This is a genomic window from Isoptericola sp. NPDC056605 (assembly GCF_042792795.1).
Classification (GTDB): Bacteria; Actinomycetota; Actinomycetes; order Actinomycetales; family Cellulomonadaceae; genus Isoptericola.
The window spans coordinates 131,986-151,920 of sequence record NZ_JBHTVT010000010.1 but is presented as its reverse complement, the minus strand read 5'-3'; the positions used below and the strand labels follow the sequence as shown (position 1 = coordinate 151,920).

Below are 19,935 nucleotides of genomic sequence, written 5' to 3'. Positions count from 1 at the left end.
GTCAGGCCCGGCGGACCAGCCGGTCGTGCCACTGCAGGGCCGAGACGTCGGTGAGCGACGCCACCTGGTCGACGACGACGCGCAGCCGCGCGGCGTCGTCGGCCGCGCTCCGCCAGTCGGCGGCGAACGGCGCCTCCAGGGCGTCCGGGGCGCGCTCCGTCAGGACGTCGACGAGCTCCGCGATGATCTCGCGCTGGGCGCCGTACACCGGCTCGGACTCGCGCGGCGCCATCACGTACGCGACCGCGACGCCCTTGAGGGCGAGGATCTCGTCGGCCGTCTCCTGCGGCACCACGAGCCGGGCCACGTAGCGGGTGAGAGGGCCGTCGCCGAACACCTCGCGCGTCGCGTCCTGCGCCGCCCCGCTGAACCGGCCGATGAGCTGGCTGGTCGCGTCCTTGAGGCGGGCGAGCGCCCGCCGCGAGCCGTCGAAGTCGGTCACCAGGTACCCGGTGTCGCGCAGCCGGCACAGCGCCGCGTCGATGGCGTCCGGCTCGTGCCAGCTCCCGTACCAGGCGCGCACGTGCGCGGCGACGCGCGCCCGCTCGCCCGCGTCGTCCAGCACCCGCAGGTCGAGCCGGCCGCCCACGACCGCGTCCTCGACGTCGTGCACGGAGTAGCTGATGTCGTCGGCGAGGTCCATGACCTGCGCCTCCATGCACCGCGCCCGCCCGCGCGGCGCGCCGCGGCGCAGCCACTCGAAGACCGGCCGGTCGTCGGGGTAGACGCCGAACTTCGGCGTGGGCGCGCCGTCGGGGCGCGCCGGGCCGGCGCCGAACGCCCAGGGGTACTTCACGCTGGCGTCGAGGCTCGCGCGGGTGAGGTTGAGGCCGCGGGGCGAGCCGTCGCCGGCGAAGATCTTGGGCTCCAGCCGCGTGAGCAGCCGCAGCGTCTGGGCGTTGCCCTCGAAGCCGCCGATGCCCTCCGCCACCTCCGCGAGAGCGCGCTCCCCGTTGTGCCCGAACGGCGGGTGGCCGAGGTCGTGCGTGAGGCACGCCGTGTCCACGAGGTCCGGGTCGCAGCCGAGCGCGCGCCCCATCTCCCGGCCCACCTGGGCCACCTCGAGGGAGTGCGTCAGCCGCGTGCGCACGAAGTCGTCGCTGCCGGGCCCCAGCACCTGCGTCTTCGCGCCGAGGCGGCGCAGGCCCGAGGAGTGCACCACGCGGGCGCGGTCGCGCTCGAACGCCGTGCGGTGCTTCGACTTGGGCGGCTCCGGGTACCAGCGCTCGGTGTCCGCGTCGGTGTACGACCCGAGCCACTCCTCCGGCACACCGGGGTGCGCCGCGGGGCCCATCACCTCGGCGTCGAACGCGCCCTGCTCGAACGTCTGCACGCTGGCAGCCTAGCGATCGCCGCCGACGCGCCCGACCTCAGGACGACGTGACCGCCCGGCCGCGGTAGACCGCCGTCCGCAGCTCCTGCTCCCACTCCGCGTACCGGGGCATGCCGAGTTCGCGCGCCACGGCGAGCTCGGCCTCGACGTCGTAGGGCACGCGCACGTGCTGGAGGCCGAACGGCCCCGGCTCCGGGGAGCCCGCCACGCCCTCGAGGATCGCGTACACCGGGGTCGGGTCGTCCAGGGGGTTGCCCACGCTTCCGGTGTTGAACAGCGCACGGCCGCGGTAGGTCTCGAGGTAGGCGTCGTGCACGTCGCCGTACCCCACGACCGTGGGCTCGGGCCCCGGCCCGGTGAGGTCCGTCGCGGCGAACATCCCCGCGAACTCCTCCGGCGTGTGGTGGAAGTGCACGCGCGTGTGCACGCTCCTGGCCGACGCGTGGAACAGCCGCACCCGCCGGCCCGACAGCAGCAGGTCGTGGCTCAGCGGCTTGGCGCCGAGCCACACGAGCTGGTCGGGGCGCAGCTCGTCGCGCCACCACACCATCTCCGGCGGCGCGTCGCCGTCGAGCCGCGGCAGGAAGTCGTCCCAGTTGCCGCGGACGTCCGCCTCGCACACCTCGCGCAGGCGATCGACGACGGCGCTCCCCCGCGGCCCCTTGCCCGCGTCGTCGCCGAGGTTGATCACGCGCGTGACCCCCCGCGCGGCGACGTCGGCGAGCACCGCCTCGAGCGCGCCGAGGTTGCCGTGGACGTCGGAGAGGACGGCGATGCGGTCCAGGTCACGGGGCACGAGGGCGATGCTGCCAGACCAGCGGTCAGGCGAGCCGGACGACGGCGACGCCCGGCCCGTCGCCGGCGACGTCGAGGCCGTCCGCGGTCGCGCGGACGGCGACGCCGCCGTACAGCACCTCCGGCTCCGCGCCCGGCGCGAGCAGGTGGCCCGGCAGGCGCACGCCGGGCCAGGGCGCGCGGGCCAGCACCACGAGCACGCGCTCGTCCGGCGTCTCGCGCAGGTAGGCGACGGCGTCGTCGTGCACCACCGCCCAGCGCAGGCCGCCGTCGCGCAGGGCCGCCGACGCCGAGCGCAGCGCGGACAAGCGCTGGTAGACGTCCAGCGTGGCCGTGTCCCACCGCGGGCCGCCGTGCGCGGCCTGGTCCCACGCCATCGTCGCGCGGGCGTGCTCACCGTTGGTGCCGGTGGCGCCGACCTCGTCGCCCGCGAACACGACGGGCGCCCCCGGGTAGGTGAACAGCAGCGTCGCCGCCACCTCGACCAGCTCCCGTGAGCCGACGATCGACCGCAGCCGCGGGGTGTCGTGCGAGCCCAGCATGTTCCACTGCGTGGCCGTCACGCCCCAGGGCACCAGGGCCGCGACCTCGCGCATCGTCTCCACCATCGCGGCGGCCGGGCGGCGGGGCACCGGCACGGGCAGGTCGAGGAACGGCACGTCGGACCCGGCGGGGACCAGCCACGACCAGGCGGGGCGGGTGAAGCCCGCGTAGTTCATGTTCGCGTGCCAGCCGTCGCCGGCCAGGTCCCCGGCGGCGTCGTGGAAGTGCTCCGCGACCAGCGCGCCGTCGGGCCGCTCCGCGAGGATGCGCGCGCGCAGCGCCCGCGCGACGGCGTGCGTGCGGTCCGCGCTCCCCCGCCGCCCGGTCATGTTGGCCACGTCCACCCGCCAGCCGTCGAGGGCGAAGGGTTCGCGCAGGTACCGCGCGATCACGGCGTCGTCCCCCGTGACCATGCGCCGCCACGTCTCGTCGGCCGCCCAGTCGAGCTTCGGCAGCGAGCCGTGCCCGAGCCAGCCGACGTACGGGTCGCCGCCGCCCCCGGACCGGTCGGGCCGCACGACGTCCGGCCCGCCGTCGTCCCACAGGTACAGGTCGCGCTCGGGCGACGCCGGGTCCGCGAGCGCGCGGGCGAACCACTCGTGCCCCTCGCCGGTGTGGTTGGTCGTCACGTCGCCCATGAGACGCATCCCGCGCGCGTGCACGGCGCGGGCGAGCCGCGCGTACGCCGCGTCGCCGCCGAGCAGCGGGTCGACCTGGTCGAAGGTGGCCGCGTCGTACCGGTGGTTCGACCGGCCCGGGAAGACGGGTGTCAGGTACAGCGTGCGCACGCCGAGCGCCTGGAGGTGGTCGAGATGCCCGACGACGCCGTCGAGGTCGCCGCCGAAGAGCTGCGTGCCGGCCAGCGGGCCGGAGCCCGCGGGCTCGTCGTCCCACGCGGCGGGGACGGCCCACTCCGGCGTCGGCCGGCCGTCCGCCGCGGTGGAGCGCGCGAACCGGTCGGGGAACACCTGGTAGGCGAGCCCGTCGCGCAGCCACGCCGGCGCCGGGGCGTGGGTGCTGAGCCGGAAGCTCGCGGCGTCGGGCACCTCGCGGTCGTGCACGCCGCGGCCGTCGAGCCAGCGGTAGCCGCCCGGCACGTCGAGGAAGAAGCGGTAGGACGTCACCGGGTGGTGCGCGACGACGTCGGCCGCGTACCAGTCCTCGTGCGCGTCGCCGCCGTCGCGGCGGGCGGGCAGCAGGCGGGGCTCGCCGTCGCGCACGGTCCGGACGCGGACGTCGCGCACGGCCGCGCCCTTCGGCACCCGCACGCGCACGGTGACCTCGTCGCCCAGCGCCGGCGTCGTGGTCGGGGCGAACAGGGCGGAGCCGTCGTGGTGCGGGGCGTCGAGCAGCGTGCGGGCGGGCCGCGCTGCGGGCCCGGTGGTCGACGCGGTCGTGGTGGTGGTCATGTCGTCCTCTCGTCGGTTCGGCGGGCGGGCCGCCGACCGGCGCGAGGACGGTTCAGCGGCGGCGGCGCCCGATCGCCCACCCGGCGGCGAGCGCGATCGCGATCCCGACGAGCTGACCGCCGAGGATCACCTTGTTGAGGTCCAGCACGGGGTGGTAGCGGGTGCCCTCGGCGGAGACCACGAAGACGCCCAGCGGCTTCACGCGGAGGCCGTAGCCCCCGCCGCCGCCACCGCCCTCGCCGTGCCCCTCGCCGTGGGCCTCGCCCTGCAGCTCGCCCTTGGCGTCGCCCTGGGCCTCGCCCGAGCCCTCGCCGTGCGCGGAACCACCGCCGCGGGGGTCCTCGCCCGCGGGCGTCGCGCCCGCGTCGTCCGTGGGCGCGGCCGCGTCGGCACCGCCCGAGCCGACGGTGAACGAGCGGCGCCAGCCCGGCGACGAGCCCTCGCCGGAGCTCGATCCGGTCCCCCGCCCGGACCCGCTGCCGGAGCCCGTGCCCGCACCGTGCCCCGAGCCGTTGCCGGCGCCCCCGCCGGAACCGGTGCCGATCCCGCCCCACACCTTGGCGACGGGGATGACGAGCTGACCTTCGTGCTGGTAGGGCTCGCCGTACGCGCGGCGCACGGAGAACGAGTCGTCGGCGGCGTCGGTGAGACGCGCGAGGTCCGGGGAGTAGGAGCGCGAGTCGTCGGTCATGACGCCCAGGCTAGGACCGCGCTGTGGCGGCCGCCACAAGGATCGCGGGTGGATCGCAGGTCGATCCGCGCGAACCTCGTGGCGGCCGTCGGCCGGTGGAAGCCTCAGCCCTTGACGGAGCCCGCCGTCAGGCCCCCCACGATGTACTTCTGCAGGAAGAGGAACAGTGCGAGCACGGGGATCGCCGACAGCACGGCGCCCGCCGCGAAGAGGCCCCAGTTGGCCTCGAGCAGCGACGACACCCAGCCGTACAGCCCCACGGCCAGCGTCCAGTTCGACTCCGACTGGAGCACCACGCGGGCGATGATGAACTCGCCGAACGTGCTGATGAAGCTCAGCAGCGCCACCACGGCGAGGATGGGCGTCACCAGGCGCAGGATGATCGTCCAGTACACCTGGGCGTGCGAGGCGCCGTCGATCTTGGCCGCCTCGTCGAGCTCCCGCGGCACGGTGTTGAAGAACCCGTACATGAGGAACGTGTTCACGCCCAGGGCGCCGCCGAGGTAGACGCAGATCAGCGCGAGCTTGGAGTTCAGGCCCAGCGCCGGGACGACCTCCCCGAGGGAGATGAGCAGCAGGAAGATCGCCACGAACGCGAGCATCTGCGGGAACATCTGGATGATCAGCAGCGACGTCAGGCCCAGGCGGCGGCCTGCGAACCGGAACCGCGAGAAGGCGTACGCCGCCGCGGCCCCCATGAGCACGGTGCCCACGGCCGTCGCGACGCCGATGACGAGCGTGTTGCCCATCCACGTCCAGAACTTCGTGTCGCCCAGCTCGGCGTAGTTCACGCCGCTCACCTGCGCGAACAACTGGTTCGACCCGGTGAGGGTGCCGGAGGGCGACAGCGAGGCCGACACGACGTAGACGATCGGGAAGACGGCGTACAGCACCGCCAGCACGCCGACGACGTGCCGCCAGCCCAGCTCCCGGGCCCAGCGGGCCGGCTTCATCCGGTGCCGCAGCACCTGCTCCCCCGCGCCCGTCGCCGCGGGCCGTCGGCGCGAGCTCGCGCGGTCGGTCGACGTCGTCATCAGCTCAGCTCCTCGAGCTTGCGGGTCTGGCGGAACGCGATGGCGGAGATGACCCCGACCACCACGAAGATCACGATGGACAGCGCGCTCGCGAGGCCGTAGTCGCGCGGCGCCGACCCGTCGAGCCCGGACACGTTGTAGACCATCGAGATGAGGATGTCCGTGTGCCCCAGCGGCACCGACGCGTCGTCGAACCGTGGCCCGCCGCCCGTCAGCATCTTGATCAGGGTGAAGTTGTTGAAGTTGAAGGCGAAGCTCGAGATGAGCAGCGGCGCGGTGGCCACGAGCAGCAGCGGCATCGTGATCGAGCGCCACGTGCGCCACTTGCCGGCGCCGTCGATCCGCGCGGCCTCGTACACGTCGCCCGGCAGCGACTGCAGCGCACCCGTGCAGATGAGGAACATGTACGGGAAGCCGAGCCACAGGTTCACCCCGAGCACGGACAGCTTGGCGAGCCAGGGGTCGGTGAGCCACGGGATCGCCGCCCCGCCCAGCAGCACCTGGTTGATGACGCCGAAGCTCTTGTTGAGCATGCCGGACCACAGCAGGGCCGCGAGGAACCCCGGCATCGCGTACGGCAGGATCATCAGGGTCCGGTAGACCTTGCGCCCCTTCAGCCGCGGGTCGTTGAAGACCATCGCCAGGAACATGCCCAGCGCGAACGTCGTCACCACGGACAGCACCGCGAACGCGAACGTCCACAGCAGGATCTTGACGAAGGGTCCCGCGTACCGCTCGTCGCCGAACGCCGTCGCGAAGTTCTCGAAGCCCACCGTCACGCGCCAGCCGACGGGCAGCGTCTCGCCGTCGGCGGACTCGAACTGCCCCTCGTCGTTCGGCGTGTACACCACGCCGGTCGACGTGTCGGTCATCGTGTCGGCGGCCTCGTCGTACTCCAGCACCGGCTGGAAGACGTAGCCCGTCCGGGCGTCCTGCGTGCGCACCGAGCCGTCGGCGGCGTCGTCGGACACCGGCACCCGCAGCGTGGTGACCTCGTCCTGCCGCTGGAGCACGGTGGCGCGGTCCAGCACCGTCCAGCCCGGCACCTCGGTCACGGTCCCGCCGTCGAGCGTCGCGTCGGGGGCGGCCGCGAGCGGCTCCTCGGCGCTGCCGACCTCCGCGGCACCGTCCTCGACGACGGCGAAACCGAGCTCGCCGTCCCCGTTCTCCACGACCGTCAGCGGCAGGGCCGGCGACCCCTCGACGCGGCGCTCGTTCTGCGCCAGCAGGGCGTCGACCGCCTGCTCCTGGGTGGAGTTGTGGCCGTCGCCGTAGTTGGTGAAGGCCACGTAGCCGGTGTAGCCGACGACGTACACCTGGTACACGAGCAGGAACGCCAGCCCCGGCAGGATGTACTTCAGCGGCAGGGCGCGCTTGGTGAAGTACACCCAGTTCGCGGCGACGAGCAGCGCCACCATGGCCGCGAGGATCCCCCACGACCCGGCACGCCACGCGGCGAGCACGCCGAAGACGCCGAGCGCGTCCACGAGCGCGATGAGCACGAGCTTGACGGCGAAGCCGGCTCCGGAGAAGGTCCCGGAGCCGGCCTCGGCGCCCTTGTAGCGGGCACGCGACATCAGCCGAGCGCACCCTCGATGTCGGAGACCATCTTGTTCCAGGCCTTGACCGGGTCGTCGGCCTTGCCCGAGATGATGCTCGCCTCGGTGACGCCCCAGAAGGACCAGACCGAACCCATCTCCGGGATGGACGGCATCGGCACGGCGGAGGCGCCGACCTCGCGGAAGCCCGCGACCAGCGGGTCCTCGGACGCGGCGTCCGCGGCCTCGACCAGCGCCGGCGGGCGGCCGCCGGCCTCGAACAGCGCCGTCTGCGCCTCGGGCGTCGACATGTAGTTGACGAGGAAGTCGTTCGCGAGCAGGGCGTTCTTGCTCTGCGCGCTCACGTAGAAGCCCTGGACGCCCACGAACGGCTGCGCGGGCTGGTCGCCCGGCGCCGGGATCGGGTCGACGGCGAGGTCGAGGTCCTTGAACTGCTCGAGCATCCACGGGCCGCCGATCACGAACGGCGACTGGCCCTTGGCGAACGCCTCGACCGCGATGTCGTAGGAGATGTCGATGCTGAGGTTGCCCTCCTCGCCCTGCTCACCGAGCCACGTGGCGAACGCCTCGCCGTTCTCGCCGCCGAGGGCGAGCTCCGGACGGTACGAGCCGTCGTCGTTCTGCTCGAAGACCGGCGCGCCGAACGACGTCTGGAACGGGTAGTACGTGTACGGGTCGCCCTTGTCGCCGTCCGACTGGATGAGGAACGGGAACTTGGTGTCGGCCTTCTTCCCCGCGGCGACCATGTCGTCGTAGGTCGTCGGGGCCTCGGGCGCGAGCTCCGTGTTGCGGATGAGCGCGATGTTCTCGATGGCGTACGGCAGGCCGTAGACCTGGCCGTCCTGTGTGAACGCCTGCACCGAGACCGGGATGAAGTCGCCCGCCTTGTCGCCGAGCTCGATCGGCGCCACCACACCGTTGGCGGTGAACTCGCCGAGCCAGTCGTGGGCGCCGACGGTGATGTCGGGGCCCTCGCCCGTGGGGACCTGGGCGAGGAAGTCGGCGCGGATGTCCTCGAAGTTCTTCTGGACGATCTCGACGTCGACGCCGGACTCCGCCTCGTACGCCTCGGCGGCCGTCGTCACCGCGGCCTCGCGGGTCTCGTCGACCCAGACCGTCAGCGAGCCCGAGGCCGAGGGCTTGGCGCTCGCGTCCGCGTCGGCGCTCGAGTCGCCGCTCGGCTCGCCGCTGCCGCACGCCGTCAGGGCCAGGGTGGTGGCCAGGGCCGAGGCGAGAAGGATGCTCCTTCGCATCGTGGTTACTCCCAGCTGTCATCGGTGGACGGCCCACGCGGCGCTCTCGTCGCGGGGCCCTTGATGCCCACAACGTACGGACCGTTGCAGCGGTATGCAAGATCTTGCGATAACTTTTCAGCAACGCGCGGCAACGAGGAGGCATCGCGCAGGCGACCGGCGGCCGACCGCCGGCGTCCCACCCCAGGACGAGGAGGTCCCGTGTCCCCTACGATTCCTCGGGTGCGAACCCGACTGAGCGACCTGGCGGAGCAGGCAGGCGTGTCGACGGCCACCGTCTCCCGCGTGCTCAACGGCAAGCCCGGCGTGGCCAGCTCCACCCGGCAGGCCGTGCTCGCGGCGCTCGACGTCCTCGGGTACGAGCGCCCGTCCGTGCTGCGCGGCCGCTCCGCGGGACTGGTCGGCCTCATCGTCCCCGAGCTGACCAACCCGGTCTTCCCCGCGTTCGCGCAGGCGATCGAGTCGATCCTCGCCCAGCGCGGCTACACCCCGTTGCTGTGCACGCAGGCGCCGGGCGGCACCACTGAGGACGAGTACGTCAGCACGCTGGTGGACCACTCGGTCGACGGCATCGTCTTCGTCTCCGGCCTGCACGCGGACACCCGCGCGGACCACACCCGGTACTCGATGCTGCGCAGCCAGGGCGTACCGATCGTGCTGGTCAACGGCTACGCCCCGGGGATCGACGCCCCGTTCGTGTCTCCCGACGACGCCGCCAGCGTGGACGTCGCGGTGCAGCACCTGGTCACCCTCGGGCACCGCCGCATCGGCCTCGCGATCGGCCCCGAGCGCTACGTGCCGTCGCGCCGCAAGCTCGCCGCCTTCCTCGCCGCGCTCGTCCGTCACGGGCTGGCCGACGACGAGGCGACGGCCCGGGAGCACGTGCGCTCCAGCCTGTACACGCTCGAGGGCGGGCGGGCCGCGGCCGCCGAGCTCGTCGACGCGGGCCACACCGCGATCGTCTGCGCGTCGGACCTCATGGCCCTCGGCGCGGTCCGCGCCGCCCGCTCGAAGGGGCTGTCCGTGCCCGACGACGTGTCGGTCGTCGGGTACGACGACGCCCCGCTCATCGCGTTCACCGAACCTCCCCTGACGACCGTGCGGCAGCCGGTCGAGGCCATGGCCCGGGCCACCGTGAGCGCCCTCCTCACGGAGATCCAGGGCGAGCAGGCGACGCGCACGGAGCTGCTGTTCGCGCCGGAGCTGGTCGTGCGCGGCTCGACGGGGGCCGCACCGAGGGGCTGACAGGGGTCATTTCGGGGGGTGGTGCTGCAACCCTTGCAGCAACGCTTACACTCGACGGTCTGACACGGATCGACCGACCGTGCCGACCCCCGGACCCCGATCAGGTGAGGAAGCCAGCGATGACCTCCACCCAGCCCATCCCCGCCGCGGCCACGGTCGACGGCGCGGCCGACGACCTGCTCCGCACCGGCGCCGTCGTGCACGCCGGGAGCGGCGTCGCGCGGCAGTGGTGGCGCGACGCCGTGATCTACCAGGTCTACCCGCGCTCGTTCGCCGACGCGAACGGCGACGGCATCGGCGACATCCCCGGTGTGACCGCCCGGCTGGACCACCTCGAGACGCTCGGCGTCGACGCCGTCTGGCTGTCCCCGTTCTACCGCTCCCCGCAGAACGACGCGGGCTACGACGTCGCCGACTACCGCGACGTCGACCCGCTGTTCGGCACCCTCGCCGACTTCGACGACCTGCTCGCCGGCGCCCACGCCCGCGGGATCCGCGTCATCGTCGACCTCGTGCCGAACCACACCTCCGACCAGCACGCCTGGTTCCAGCAGGCGCTCGCCGCCGCCCCCGGTTCCCCCGAGCGGGCGCGGTACATGTTCCGCGACGGCCGCGGCGCCGACGGCTCGCAGGAGCCCAACAACTGGCAGTCGATCTTCGGCGGCCCCGCCTGGACGCGCGTCACCGAGGCGGACGGCACCGCCGGACAGTGGTACCTGCACCTGTTCGACTCGACGCAGCCCGACCTCGACTGGACCAACCCGCAGGTGCGCTCCGAGTTCGAGGACGTGCTGCGGTTCTGGCTCGACCGGGGTGTCGACGGGTTCCGCGTCGACGTCGCGCACGGCATGATCAAGGCCGACGGCCTGCCCGACTGGGACGGGCACGTCGAGATGGTCGCCGGCAGCGCGGACGATGCCGACGACGCCCCCGTCACCGACCCCGGCGCCCCCGAGGACGGCTCCACGGGCGCCGGCAACCAGGGCCCCATGTTCGACCAGGACGGCGTGCACGAGATCTACCGCGCCTGGCACCGGGTGCTCGCCGAGTACGACGGCGACCGCTGCCTCGTCGCCGAGGCGTGGGTGGAGCCGCTGAGCCGCCTCGCCCGCTACGTGCGCCCCGACGAGATGCACCAGGCGTTCAACTTCTCGTTCCTCACCACCGGCTGGGACGCCGCCGCGCTGCGCACCGTCGTCGAGGCGTCGTACCGCGCGAACGACGAGGTCGGCGCGCCCACCACCTGGGTGCTGTCCAACCACGACGTCGTGCGCCACCCGTCGCGCCTCGGTTCCGCCGACCCGTCGCTCAAGGTCAATGGCGTCTTCGCGACCGACCCCCAGCCCGACGAGGAGCTCGGCCTGCGCCGCGCCCGCGCCGCCAGCCTGCTCATGCTCGGCCTTCCCGGGTCGGCCTACCTCTTCCAGGGCGAGGAGCTCGGGCTGCCCGAGCACACCTCCCTGCCGAACGAGGTCCGCCAGGACCCGGGTCACTTCCGCACCGGCGGCGCCGAGGCCGGCCGCGACGGCTGCCGCGTGCCGCTGCCCTGGGCGGCCGACGCCCCCGGGTTCGGCTTCGGGCCGGCCGGCGAGCCGTGGCTGCCGCAGCCCGCGTCGTTCGCGCGCTACGCCGCCGACGCGCAGTACGGCGTCCCGGGCTCGACCTTCGAGACCTACCGCGGCGCCCTCGCGCTGCGCAAGGCCGAGGGCCTGGGCCAGGGCGCCCTCGCGTGGCTGGACGCCTGGTCCGACTCGCCGCACGTCGTCGCGCTGCGCAACCAGGACGTCGTCGTGGTGGCGAACCTGGGCACCGAGCCGGTGCTGCTGCCCCGCGGCGCGGAGGTGCTGCTCGCCTCCGGGCCGGTCATGACCGACCGTTCCGCGGACCCGCAGACCCGCGTCCCCGCCGACACCACGGTCTGGCTCCGCGCCTGACGGCCCCGCCGAGGTAGCACGAGAACTGCCGAGGTAGTTCGTGACTCCGCGAGGTAGTGCACTACCTCGCGAGAACTCGAACTACCTCGGCAGTTCTCGTGCTACCTCGCGACCGGAGCGGTCAGCCGCCGCTGACGCTGAGCTCGGCCTCGCGCAGCTTCGCCTCGAACTCCGCGTCGAGGTCGCGGGAGTCGAGCCAGCCGTAAGGCAGGTGCGGCTGCTTCGGTGAGCCGGCGCGGCCTCGCGGCCCCTCGGCGTCCTCGCCCGGGTAGCCCTGCTCCAGGTCGAGGGCGTCGAGCCGCTCGCGCAGCTCCGCCAGCGTGGAGACCATCGCGAGCTCGTGCCGCGCCTCTCCCCCGACGACGTAGCCCTTGAGGTACCAGGCCATGTGCTTGCGCAGGTCGCGCATGCCCTTGCCCTCGTCGCCGTCGAAGTAGGCGATCATCAGCTCGCCGTGGCGGAAGATCGCGTCGGCGACCTCGCGCAGGCCGGGTCGCACGCGCGTCGTCGTGCCGTGGAACGCGGCAGCGAGGTCGGCGAAGAGCCACGGGCGGCCCTGGCACCCGCGCCCGACGACGACGCCGTCCGCCCCCGTCTCGCGCACCATCCGCAGCGCGTCCTCGGCGGACCAGATGTCGCCGTTGCCGAGCACGGGGACGCTGCGCACCTCCTCCTTGAGCCGCGCGATCGCGGTCCAGTCGGCGGTGCCCGAGTAGTACTCGGCGGCGGTGCGCGCGTGCAGCGCCACCGCGGCGACGCCGAGCGACTCGGCGATGCGGCCGGCCTCGAGGTAGGTGAGGTGGTCGTCGTCGATGCCCTTGCGCATCTTCACGGTGACGGGGACGCCGTGCGGCTCGGCCGCCTCGACGGCCGCCCGCACGATGTCGGTGAAGAGCTGCCGCTTCCACGGGAGCGCGGAGCCGCCGCCCTTGCGCGTCACCTTGGGCACGGGGCAGCCGAAGTTGAGGTCGACGTGGTCGGCCCGGTCCTCGCCCGCGATGATCTTCACCGCGGCACCGACCGTGGCGGGGTCCACGCCGTACACCTGGGCGGAGCGGGGCGTCTCGTCGTCGCCGAACGTGACGATCCGCAGCGACTCGACGTTGCGCTCCACCAGCGCGCGGCTGGTCACCATCTCCGCCACGTACAGCCCGGGGTCGTAGCCCTGCGACGCGCCGGCCTCCCGGCACAGCGTGCGGAAGGCCCGGTTGGTGACGCCGGCCATCGGCGCCAGCACGACCGGGGTGTCCACGGTGATCGGCCCGATCTGCAGCGGCGGCAGGACGCGCTCGGCGGCGGGCACGGCCGCGCCGAGCTCTCCGGACGCAGGCGTGCTGACGGGATCGAGGGTGGAAGTCACGTTCCCATTGTCGCAAACCCCGCCGTGCCGGCGTGGTCAGGTTCGTCACGCCGCCCGTCCCGGTCGCGGCGGCGGCTCAGAGCCAGCCGTTGTCCTGCGCGGTCCGCACGGCCTCGGCACGCGTCCGGGCGCCCGTCTTGCCGATGGCCGCCGACAGGTAGTTGCGCACGGTGCCCTCGGAGAGGAACGCCTCCGCCGCCACCTGCGCGACCGTGCCGCCGTCGGCCGCGAGCGCCAGCACGTGCCGCTCGCGCTCGGTGAGGGGGCTCGCCCCGACGGCCAGGGACGCGACGGCGAGGTCCGGGTCGACCGCGCGCAGCCCGGCGTGGACGCGGCGGACGGCGTCGGCGAGCTGCTCGGCGGGCGTGTCCTTGACGACGAACCCGCTCGCCCCGGCGTCGAGCGCGCGGCGGAGGTAGCCGGGACGGCCGAACGTGGTCACGACGAGCGAGCGGCACGACGGCAGCTCGCGGCGCAGCACGGCGGCGGCCGCGATGCCGTCGAGGCCGGGCATCTCGACGTCGAGCAGGGCGACGTCGACGGCGTGCTCACGGGCCGCGTCGAGCACCTCGTCGCCGCGCCCCACCTGGGCCACGACCTCGAGGTCGGGCTCGAGGTCGAGGAGGGCGGCGAGCGCGCCGCGGACGAGGGCCTGGTCGTCGGCGAGCAGCAGTCGGATCACGGGTCGATCCTGGCACCCGCCGGGGCGCCGTCGCGTACCGTCACGGCGAGGCGGAAGCCACCGAGCGGGCCCGGGGCCGTCTCCAGCACCGCGCCGGCCTGCCGGGCGCGCGCGGCCAGTCCGGTCAGCCCGTGCCCGCCGCCCTCGTCCCGTGTCCCCTCCCGTGTCGCCGGCCGGCCGCGGCCGTCGTCCTCCACCACGAGCGAGTCGGCGGTGACGGTCACGACCACGCGCGACGCGCCTGCGTGCCGCAGCACGTTGGTGGTGCCCTCCCGCAGCACCCACGCGAACAGCTCACGCCGGTCGGCGGGGACGACGTCGACGGCGCCGGGGAGGTCCGCCGCGACGCCGGCCGCGTCGAGCGCGGACCGGGTGGCGGCCAGCTCGCCGGCGAGGGTCACGCGTCGTGACCCGGCGACCATGCCGCGCACGTCGGCGAGCGCGCCGCGCGCCAGGTCCTGGATGTCCGCGACCTCGTGCGCGGCACGGGCCTCGGGCGCGGCGTCGGGCCGGTCGGGCGCGGCGGCACGCAGCAGCTTCGCGGCGAGCTCCGCCTTGACGGAGATGACGGTGAGCGAGTGGCCGAGCACGTCGTGCATGTCGCGGGCGATCCGCTCCCGCTCGCGGGCGACGGCGAGGTCGGCGAGCTCCTGCCGTGCGGCGATCAGGCGCCGGTTGCGGTCGATCACCTGCATGAACCCGTAGACGGCGGCGCTGGCCAGGACGACCGCCAGCGCGTTGCCGTCCTCCGTCGCCCAGCCCGGCAGCACGCGGGGCAGCACGAGCATCACGACGATGCTCGCCACGACGACCCACAGCGCGGCACGGCCGCCGAGGGAGTAGATCGCCGTGACGCACACGAAGACGAGACCCACCAGGCCGTGCTCCTGCGCGGCGAGGCACGACAGGGCGACGCACCCGGCCTGGACCACGATCAGCACGACGGCGGCCCGGCGCGGCACGCGACCCCGGCGCTGCAGGGTCAGCACCGTCCCGGCGAAGATGGCGCCCACGCCGAGCACGCCGAGCACGCCCGCGACACGTAGCGCGACGGTGTCGGCGTCGAGCGCCGCCCTGAACGGCTCCGCGAGAAAGACGACCCAGACGACCGAGACGAGCAGCCCGACGCGCCGCCGCGCCCAGGGCGGCCCGCCGGGAGCGCCGCCCTGGGCGAGGTCGAACGCGGCGCCGCCCGCGGGCTCGGCGGACGGCGCGGCGGGGGACGTCGAGGTCACGCCCCCCACCGTGCCACGCCCGCGCAGGTGGCGGGCCATAGGGTCGGCAGGACCGCTCACACCCGCGCCGTGTCCTTGCGGAACCGCCAGGCGGCGCCCGCCGCGAAGACGGCGGCCCAGGCCAGCACGTTCACGACCGCGGCGACGCCGAGGTCGCCGCCGAGCGGGGCGTGCACGAGCTCGGCCAGGCCGTACGTCGGGAAGAGCTGCGCCACCGTGGCCCACCAGCCGTCGCCGAGCGGCATGAACAGCCCGCCGGCGAAGGACAGCAGCGCCAGCACGGGCCCGAGGATCTGCATGACGTTCTCCGCCGGCAGCAGGTAGCCCATGAACAGGCCGAACGCGGCGAAGACGAGGGAGCCCACCCAGGCCAGCAGGGCGCACAGCACCCAGGCCCCTGCCGACATCTGGGCCCCGGCGACCGCCGCCACCGCGAGGGTGACCACGACGGAGCCCGCGCCGAGGACCATGGCGCCGGCGAGCTTCACCCCCACGTAGACGGCGGGGCGCAACGGCGTGAGGCGCAGCTGCCGCGTCCACCCCTGGGCACGCTCCACGGACACGCCGGCGCCGCCGGCGGTGGCGGTGACCATCGCCCCGTACAGCGCCATCGAGACGGCGATCCACCCGGCGACGTTCCCGTGGCCCGTGCTCTGGCTCACGTCGTCGCCCTGCAGGCCGAAGATGAGGAAGAGGGCCGGCGGCATCACCATCGAGAAGATCAGGGTGCGGCGGTTGCGCAGCGCGCGGCGCAGCTCGACGGCGAGGTAGGCGCGCGCGGCCGTGAGGGGCCGGACGGCGGGCCGGGCCGTGCGGGCGGCCGGGGGCGGCGTCGTCGTGCCGGGGGTGACGGTCGTGGCGCTCATCGGGTGGCTCCGTCCGTGCTCGGCGCGGCGCCGGGGGCCGCGGTGGTGGTGAGGGCGACGAACGCGTCCTCGAGGTTCTCGGAGGCGACCTCGAGGTCGCGCGCCGCGGTCTGCGTGAGCAGGAGGCGGGCGACGACGTCGGAGTCGGCGGTGCGCACGACGAGCCGCGTCCCGCGGTGGTCGATGGCGTCGACGACGGGCAGGTCGCGCAGCCGGGCGGCGACGGCGGCACGCTCGCCGTCGTCGTCGATGCGGGCGCTCACCGTGCGGCCGGACGCGAGGCTCCGCACGTCGGCGGTCGAACCGTCGGCGACGACCCGTCCGCGGCTGACCAGCACGACGCGGTCGGCGTACGTGTCGGCCTCCTCCAGGTAGTGCGTGGCGAAGACGACGGTGCGCCCGGCGGCGGCGTCGGCGCGGATCGCTGCCCAGAACTCGCGGCGGCCCTCGACGTCCATGCCGGTGGTGGGTTCGTCGAGGAGGAGCAGGTCCGGCTCGCTGACCAGCGCCATCGCGAAGCGCAGGCGCTGCTGCTGCCCCCCGGAGCACGTGCCCACCAGGCGGTCGGCGAGGTCGGCGATGCCGGCCCGCTCCAGGTAGGGCGCCGGGGAGCCGGTGCGGCCGAAGAGCGCCGCGGTGAGCGCGACCGTCTCGGCCACCGTGATGTCGCGCAGCAGGCCGCCCGTCTGCATGACGGCGGCCACGCGGCCGGCGGCGATCGCGTCCGCGGGGTCGGCGCCGAACACCTGCACGGTGCCGGCGCTGGGGGCGCTCAGGCCGAGCACCATGTCGATCGTGCTGGTCTTGCCGGCGCCGTTGGGGCCGAGGAAGGCCACCACCTCGCCGGGGGCGACCTCCAGGTCGATGCCGTCGACCGCGCGGACGGGTCCGGACGGCGACGCGAACTCCTTGCGCAGCCCGCGCAGGCTCAGCGCCGGCGGTGCGGGCGATGTGGTGGTGCTCGTCGAGGTCATGCCTCGATCGTCGTCGCCCTGCGCGCTGACCTGCAGGGTCGCCTGTCACGACGTGGCCATGACATCTGTCATGGCCACGCCGCGACGGGAGCCGTCAGCCGAAGTTCACGCCCTGCGCGAGGGGCAGCTCGGTCGAGTAGTTCACGGTGTTGGTGACGCGGCGCATGTACTGCTTCCACGAGTCGGAGCCGGACTCGCGGCCGCCGCCGGTGGACTTCTCGCCGCCGAACGCGCCGCCGATCTCCGCCCCGGACGTGCCGATGTTGACGTTGACGATGCCGCAGTCGGAGCCCACCTCCGACAGGAACGTCTCGGCCTCCCGCACGTCGAGCGTGAAGATGGCGCTGCTCAGCCCCTGCGGGACGTCGTTGTGCAGCGCGATGGCCTCGTCGAGCGTGTCGTAGGTGAGCACGTAGAGGATCGGCGCGAACGTCTCCCGGCGCACGACGTCCGTCTGCCCCGGCATCCGCACCAGCGCGGGCGAGACGTAGGCCGCGCCGGGCGCGCCGTCCACGTCCACCGCCTCGCCCCCCACGACGACCGTGCCGCCGTCGGCGCGCGCCTCGTCGAGCGCGGCGAGCATCCGCTCGCGCGCCCCGGCGTCGGTGAGGGGCCCGACGAGCGTGCCGTCGGCGCGCGGGTCGCCGACCGGGAGCCCGGCGTAGACGGTCTCGAGGCGCCCGACGAGATCGTCCACCACGGACGAGTGCACGACGAGGCGGCGCAGGCTGGTGCACCGCTGGCCCGCCGTGCCCGCGGCGGCGAAGACGATGCCGCGCACGGCGAGGTCGAGGTCGGCGGACGGCGCGACGACGGCCGCGTTGTTGCCGCCGAGCTCCAGCAGGTACCGGCCGCCGCGGCCGGCGACGACGGGCGCCACCTGCTGGCCCATGCGCTCCGAGCCCGTGGCCGACAGCAGCGCGACCCGGCGGTCCGCGACGAGCGCCTCCCCCGCCTCGCGGGCGCCGAGCACGACCTGGCTCACGGCCTCGGGGAACCCCGCCTCCGCGAGCGCCCGCCGCAGCAGCGCGTTCGACGCGAGCGCGCTCAGGGGCGTCTTCTCGCTCGGCTTCCACACGACGGTGTCGCCGCAGACCAGCGCGACGGCGGTGTTCCAGGACCACACCGCGACGGGGAAGTTGAACGCGCTCACCACGCCGACGACGCCGAGGGGGTGCCACTGCTCCATGAGCCGGTGCCCGGGGCGCTCCGACGGCATCGTGCGGCCGCCGAGCGACCGCGACAGGCCGACCGCGTAGTCGCAGACGTCGATCATCTCCTGCACCTCGCCGAGCGCCTCGGAGGTGATCTTGCCCGCCTCGATGGTCACCAGCTCGGCCAGGTCGGCCTTGTGCTCGGTGAGCAGCTCGCCGAGGCGGCGCACGACGCCGCCGCGCACCGGCCCGGGCACCGAGCGCCAGGTGCGGAAGGCCTCCGTCGCGGCGGTGACGGCGGCGTCGACGTCGGCCGCGCCCGCCTCGGGGAGCGTGAACAGGGCCTGGCCCGCCAGCGGCGAGACGACGGCCAGCCCGCCCTCCGCGGGGGCGGCGGGGACGTCGGCCCCGATCCGGGCCAGGGCCGCCAGCGCGGCGTCGCGCAGCTCGGCGCCCAGGGTGCCCGTGGCGGGGGTGGTGGTGTCGATGGTGGTCATGCGTCGGCTCCCGTGCTCGTGGTGGTGGGGACGGCGGGCGTCGCGGCCAGGGTCTCCGGCGCGACGCCGAGGCGCTGCGCGGCGGAGGTGAGCGAGGCCGCCACCTGCGCCGCGTAGAGGTCGAAGGGGTCGAACAGCTCGCGCCCGACGGCGCCGGCCATCCAGTCGGCGTCGCGCTCCTCGCCCGCCTGGCTGGCGTCCTTGGAGCCCTCCTCCGTGAGGTTCGACTGGAAGATGCCGGCGGCGGAGCGGGGCAGGAAGTCCTCGTAGACGATCGGCTCGCGACGCACCCCGGCGGGCCCGGCGCCGTCGTCGGACACCTCGTAGGTGAACCAGCCGAGGCCCTGCTCGACCAGCCCGGCCTCGCTGTCGGGGAAGGTGCGGCGCCACACCTCGGGCGTCGCGCCCTCGACGACGGCGGCGTCGTACCGCGCGCGCCCCTCGCGGGTCAGCGCGATCCCGCGCGCCTCGACCTCGCCGAACCGCACGCGCAGGGAGTCCTGCACGACCTCGCCGTCCGGCGTGCGGAACGTGCGCGGCTCCGCGAGCGCGCGGAACGACGTCTGCCGCAGCAGCACGTCCGGCCCTTCCCACAGCGGTGGGCCCTGGATGGCGTCGATCATCGTGATGCCGCGCGCCTCCATGCGGGCGTACAGGTCGTCGATGTCGAGCACGCGCGGGGTGAGGTGGTTGATGTGCGTGGACGGCACGCCGCCGATGTCGGCCGCCACCGCCGAGACGGCCTCCAGCTCCCGGTACCAGGCCTGGTCGACGGGCTCGCGCCCCAGCTCGAACGCGGCGGTCGCGCGGCGCAGGAACTCCGCGGCGTCGCCGGCGCCCAGGCCGCCGTCCGCCTCCGCGCGGTCCGCGAGCGCCAGCAGCTCGGGCCCGAACAGCGTCCGCCTCGTCAGGAACGTCTCGAGGCGCTCCTGCAGGTCGGCGCTGAAGAACCGCCGGTCGGACGGCACGAGCATGGACGTGAAGACGCGGAACGGGTTGCGCGCCAGCTCGGCGCGGTCGGTCGGGCGGAAGGCCGTCGAGATGACGGGCACGGAGGACGACGACGCGTCGCGCAGGTCGTAGAAGCCCACGGGGTGCATCCCCATCGCGCCGAAGACCCGGGCGACCTGCTGCAGCTCCGCCGGCGTGCCCACGCGGATCGCCCCGTGCCGCTCGGCCGTGACCCGGTCGATGGAGCCCAGCCGCTCCGCGTCGGCGCCACGGGCGCGCACGACGTCGGCGTTGACGTCGTGGGACACCTCGAGCAGCGTCGTGTAGGCGGGCACCTCCCGCCCGTACATGTCGGACAGCGAGCGCGCGAACGCGGCCCGGAGCTGCCACGGTGCGAAGAAGTCGGTCGTCACGGTGCGT

At 74.4% G+C, this 19,935-nt stretch carries 16 protein-coding genes; 2 read left to right on the top strand and 14 right to left on the bottom strand.

The annotated features are described in order from the left end of the window. Position 1 precedes the first annotated feature (1 nt). From ACFQ8Y_RS12415 to ACFQ8Y_RS12385, 7 genes are all read right to left on the bottom strand, one after another. Complete coding sequence (locus tag ACFQ8Y_RS12415) at positions 2-1,294, bottom strand: deoxyguanosinetriphosphate triphosphohydrolase (protein ID WP_430585643.1); 1,293 nt, start codon at positions 1,292-1,294, stop codon at positions 2-4. A gap of 76 nt (positions 1,295-1,370) precedes the next feature. Next, positions 1,371-2,129, bottom strand: coding sequence for a metallophosphoesterase family protein (locus ACFQ8Y_RS12410; protein ID WP_430585632.1), 759 nt, complete (start codon positions 2,127-2,129; stop codon positions 1,371-1,373). Between the two features lie 25 nt (positions 2,130-2,154). Then, a complete protein-coding gene (locus ACFQ8Y_RS12405) occupies positions 2,155-4,080 on the bottom strand; it encodes a glycoside hydrolase family 13 protein (RefSeq protein ID WP_430585631.1) in 1,926 nt (641 codons plus the stop codon). A 52-nt stretch (positions 4,081-4,132) separates the two neighbouring features. Next, entirely contained in the window at positions 4,133-4,771 is a 639-nt protein-coding gene (locus ACFQ8Y_RS12400) for a hypothetical protein (protein ID WP_430585630.1), read from the bottom strand. Positions 4,772-4,875: 104 nt separating this feature from the next. Continuing rightward, positions 4,876-5,805, bottom strand: a complete 930-nt coding sequence (locus ACFQ8Y_RS12395) for a sugar ABC transporter permease (RefSeq protein WP_430550045.1) — start codon at positions 5,803-5,805, stop codon at positions 4,876-4,878. Then, positions 5,805-7,382 (bottom strand): ABC transporter permease subunit, encoded by a 1,578-nt coding sequence (locus ACFQ8Y_RS12390; protein ID WP_430585629.1) that lies wholly within the window; start codon positions 7,380-7,382, stop codon positions 5,805-5,807. Before ACFQ8Y_RS12390 ends, ACFQ8Y_RS12395 begins: the two co-directional genes overlap by 1 nt. Next, positions 7,382-8,617, bottom strand: a complete 1,236-nt coding sequence (locus ACFQ8Y_RS12385; RefSeq protein ID WP_430564872.1) for an extracellular solute-binding protein — start codon at positions 8,615-8,617, stop codon at positions 7,382-7,384. The genes ACFQ8Y_RS12390 and ACFQ8Y_RS12385 overlap by 1 nt, the downstream gene beginning before the upstream one ends. Before the next feature lie 222 nt (positions 8,618-8,839). Here ACFQ8Y_RS12385 and ACFQ8Y_RS12380 point away from each other — a divergent pair, with 222 nt between their 5' ends. Next, positions 8,840-9,862 (top strand): LacI family DNA-binding transcriptional regulator, encoded by a 1,023-nt coding sequence (locus tag ACFQ8Y_RS12380; protein WP_430550048.1) that lies wholly within the window; start codon positions 8,840-8,842, stop codon positions 9,860-9,862. A 119-nt stretch (positions 9,863-9,981) separates the two neighbouring features. Beyond that, on the top strand, positions 9,982-11,796 hold the full coding sequence (locus ACFQ8Y_RS12375; protein WP_430585628.1) for a glycoside hydrolase family 13 protein: 1,815 nt from the start codon (positions 9,982-9,984) through the stop codon (positions 11,794-11,796). A 121-nt stretch (positions 11,797-11,917) separates the two neighbouring features. Here ACFQ8Y_RS12375 and dusB read toward each other — a convergent pair whose 3' ends face one another. The 7 genes from dusB to ACFQ8Y_RS12340 all read right to left on the bottom strand — a co-directional run bounded on the left by dusB (position 11,918) and on the right by ACFQ8Y_RS12340 (position 19,928). Beyond that, a complete protein-coding gene (gene dusB / locus ACFQ8Y_RS12370; protein WP_430550050.1) occupies positions 11,918-13,156 on the bottom strand; it encodes a tRNA dihydrouridine synthase DusB in 1,239 nt (412 codons plus the stop codon). Positions 13,157-13,232: 76 nt separating this feature from the next. Then, on the bottom strand, positions 13,233-13,838 hold the full coding sequence (locus tag ACFQ8Y_RS12365) for a response regulator transcription factor (protein ID WP_430585627.1): 606 nt from the start codon (positions 13,836-13,838) through the stop codon (positions 13,233-13,235). After that, positions 13,835-15,073 carry a sensor histidine kinase gene (locus tag ACFQ8Y_RS12360; RefSeq protein ID WP_430585626.1) on the bottom strand — a complete coding sequence of 413 codons (1,239 nt, stop codon included), beginning with the start codon at positions 15,071-15,073 and terminating at the stop codon, positions 13,835-13,837. Before ACFQ8Y_RS12360 ends, ACFQ8Y_RS12365 begins: the two co-directional genes overlap by 4 nt. A 56-nt stretch (positions 15,074-15,129) precedes the next feature. Then, positions 15,130-15,939: an ABC transporter permease gene (locus tag ACFQ8Y_RS12355; RefSeq protein WP_430550053.1), complete on the bottom strand. Its 810-nt coding sequence runs from the start codon at positions 15,937-15,939 to the stop codon at positions 15,130-15,132. After that, positions 15,936-16,913: an ABC transporter ATP-binding protein gene (locus ACFQ8Y_RS12350; protein ID WP_430585625.1), complete on the bottom strand. Its 978-nt coding sequence runs from the start codon at positions 16,911-16,913 to the stop codon at positions 15,936-15,938. The genes ACFQ8Y_RS12355 and ACFQ8Y_RS12350 overlap by 4 nt, the downstream gene beginning before the upstream one ends. Before the next feature lie 94 nt (positions 16,914-17,007). Then, positions 17,008-18,564 carry an aldehyde dehydrogenase family protein gene (locus ACFQ8Y_RS12345; protein WP_430585624.1) on the bottom strand — a complete coding sequence of 519 codons (1,557 nt, stop codon included), beginning with the start codon at positions 18,562-18,564 and terminating at the stop codon, positions 17,008-17,010. Further along, positions 18,561-19,928, bottom strand: coding sequence for a 2-oxoadipate dioxygenase/decarboxylase family protein (locus ACFQ8Y_RS12340; RefSeq protein ID WP_430585623.1), 1,368 nt, complete (start codon positions 19,926-19,928; stop codon positions 18,561-18,563). The genes ACFQ8Y_RS12345 and ACFQ8Y_RS12340 overlap by 4 nt, the downstream gene beginning before the upstream one ends. Positions 19,929-19,935: the final 7 nt, after the last annotated feature.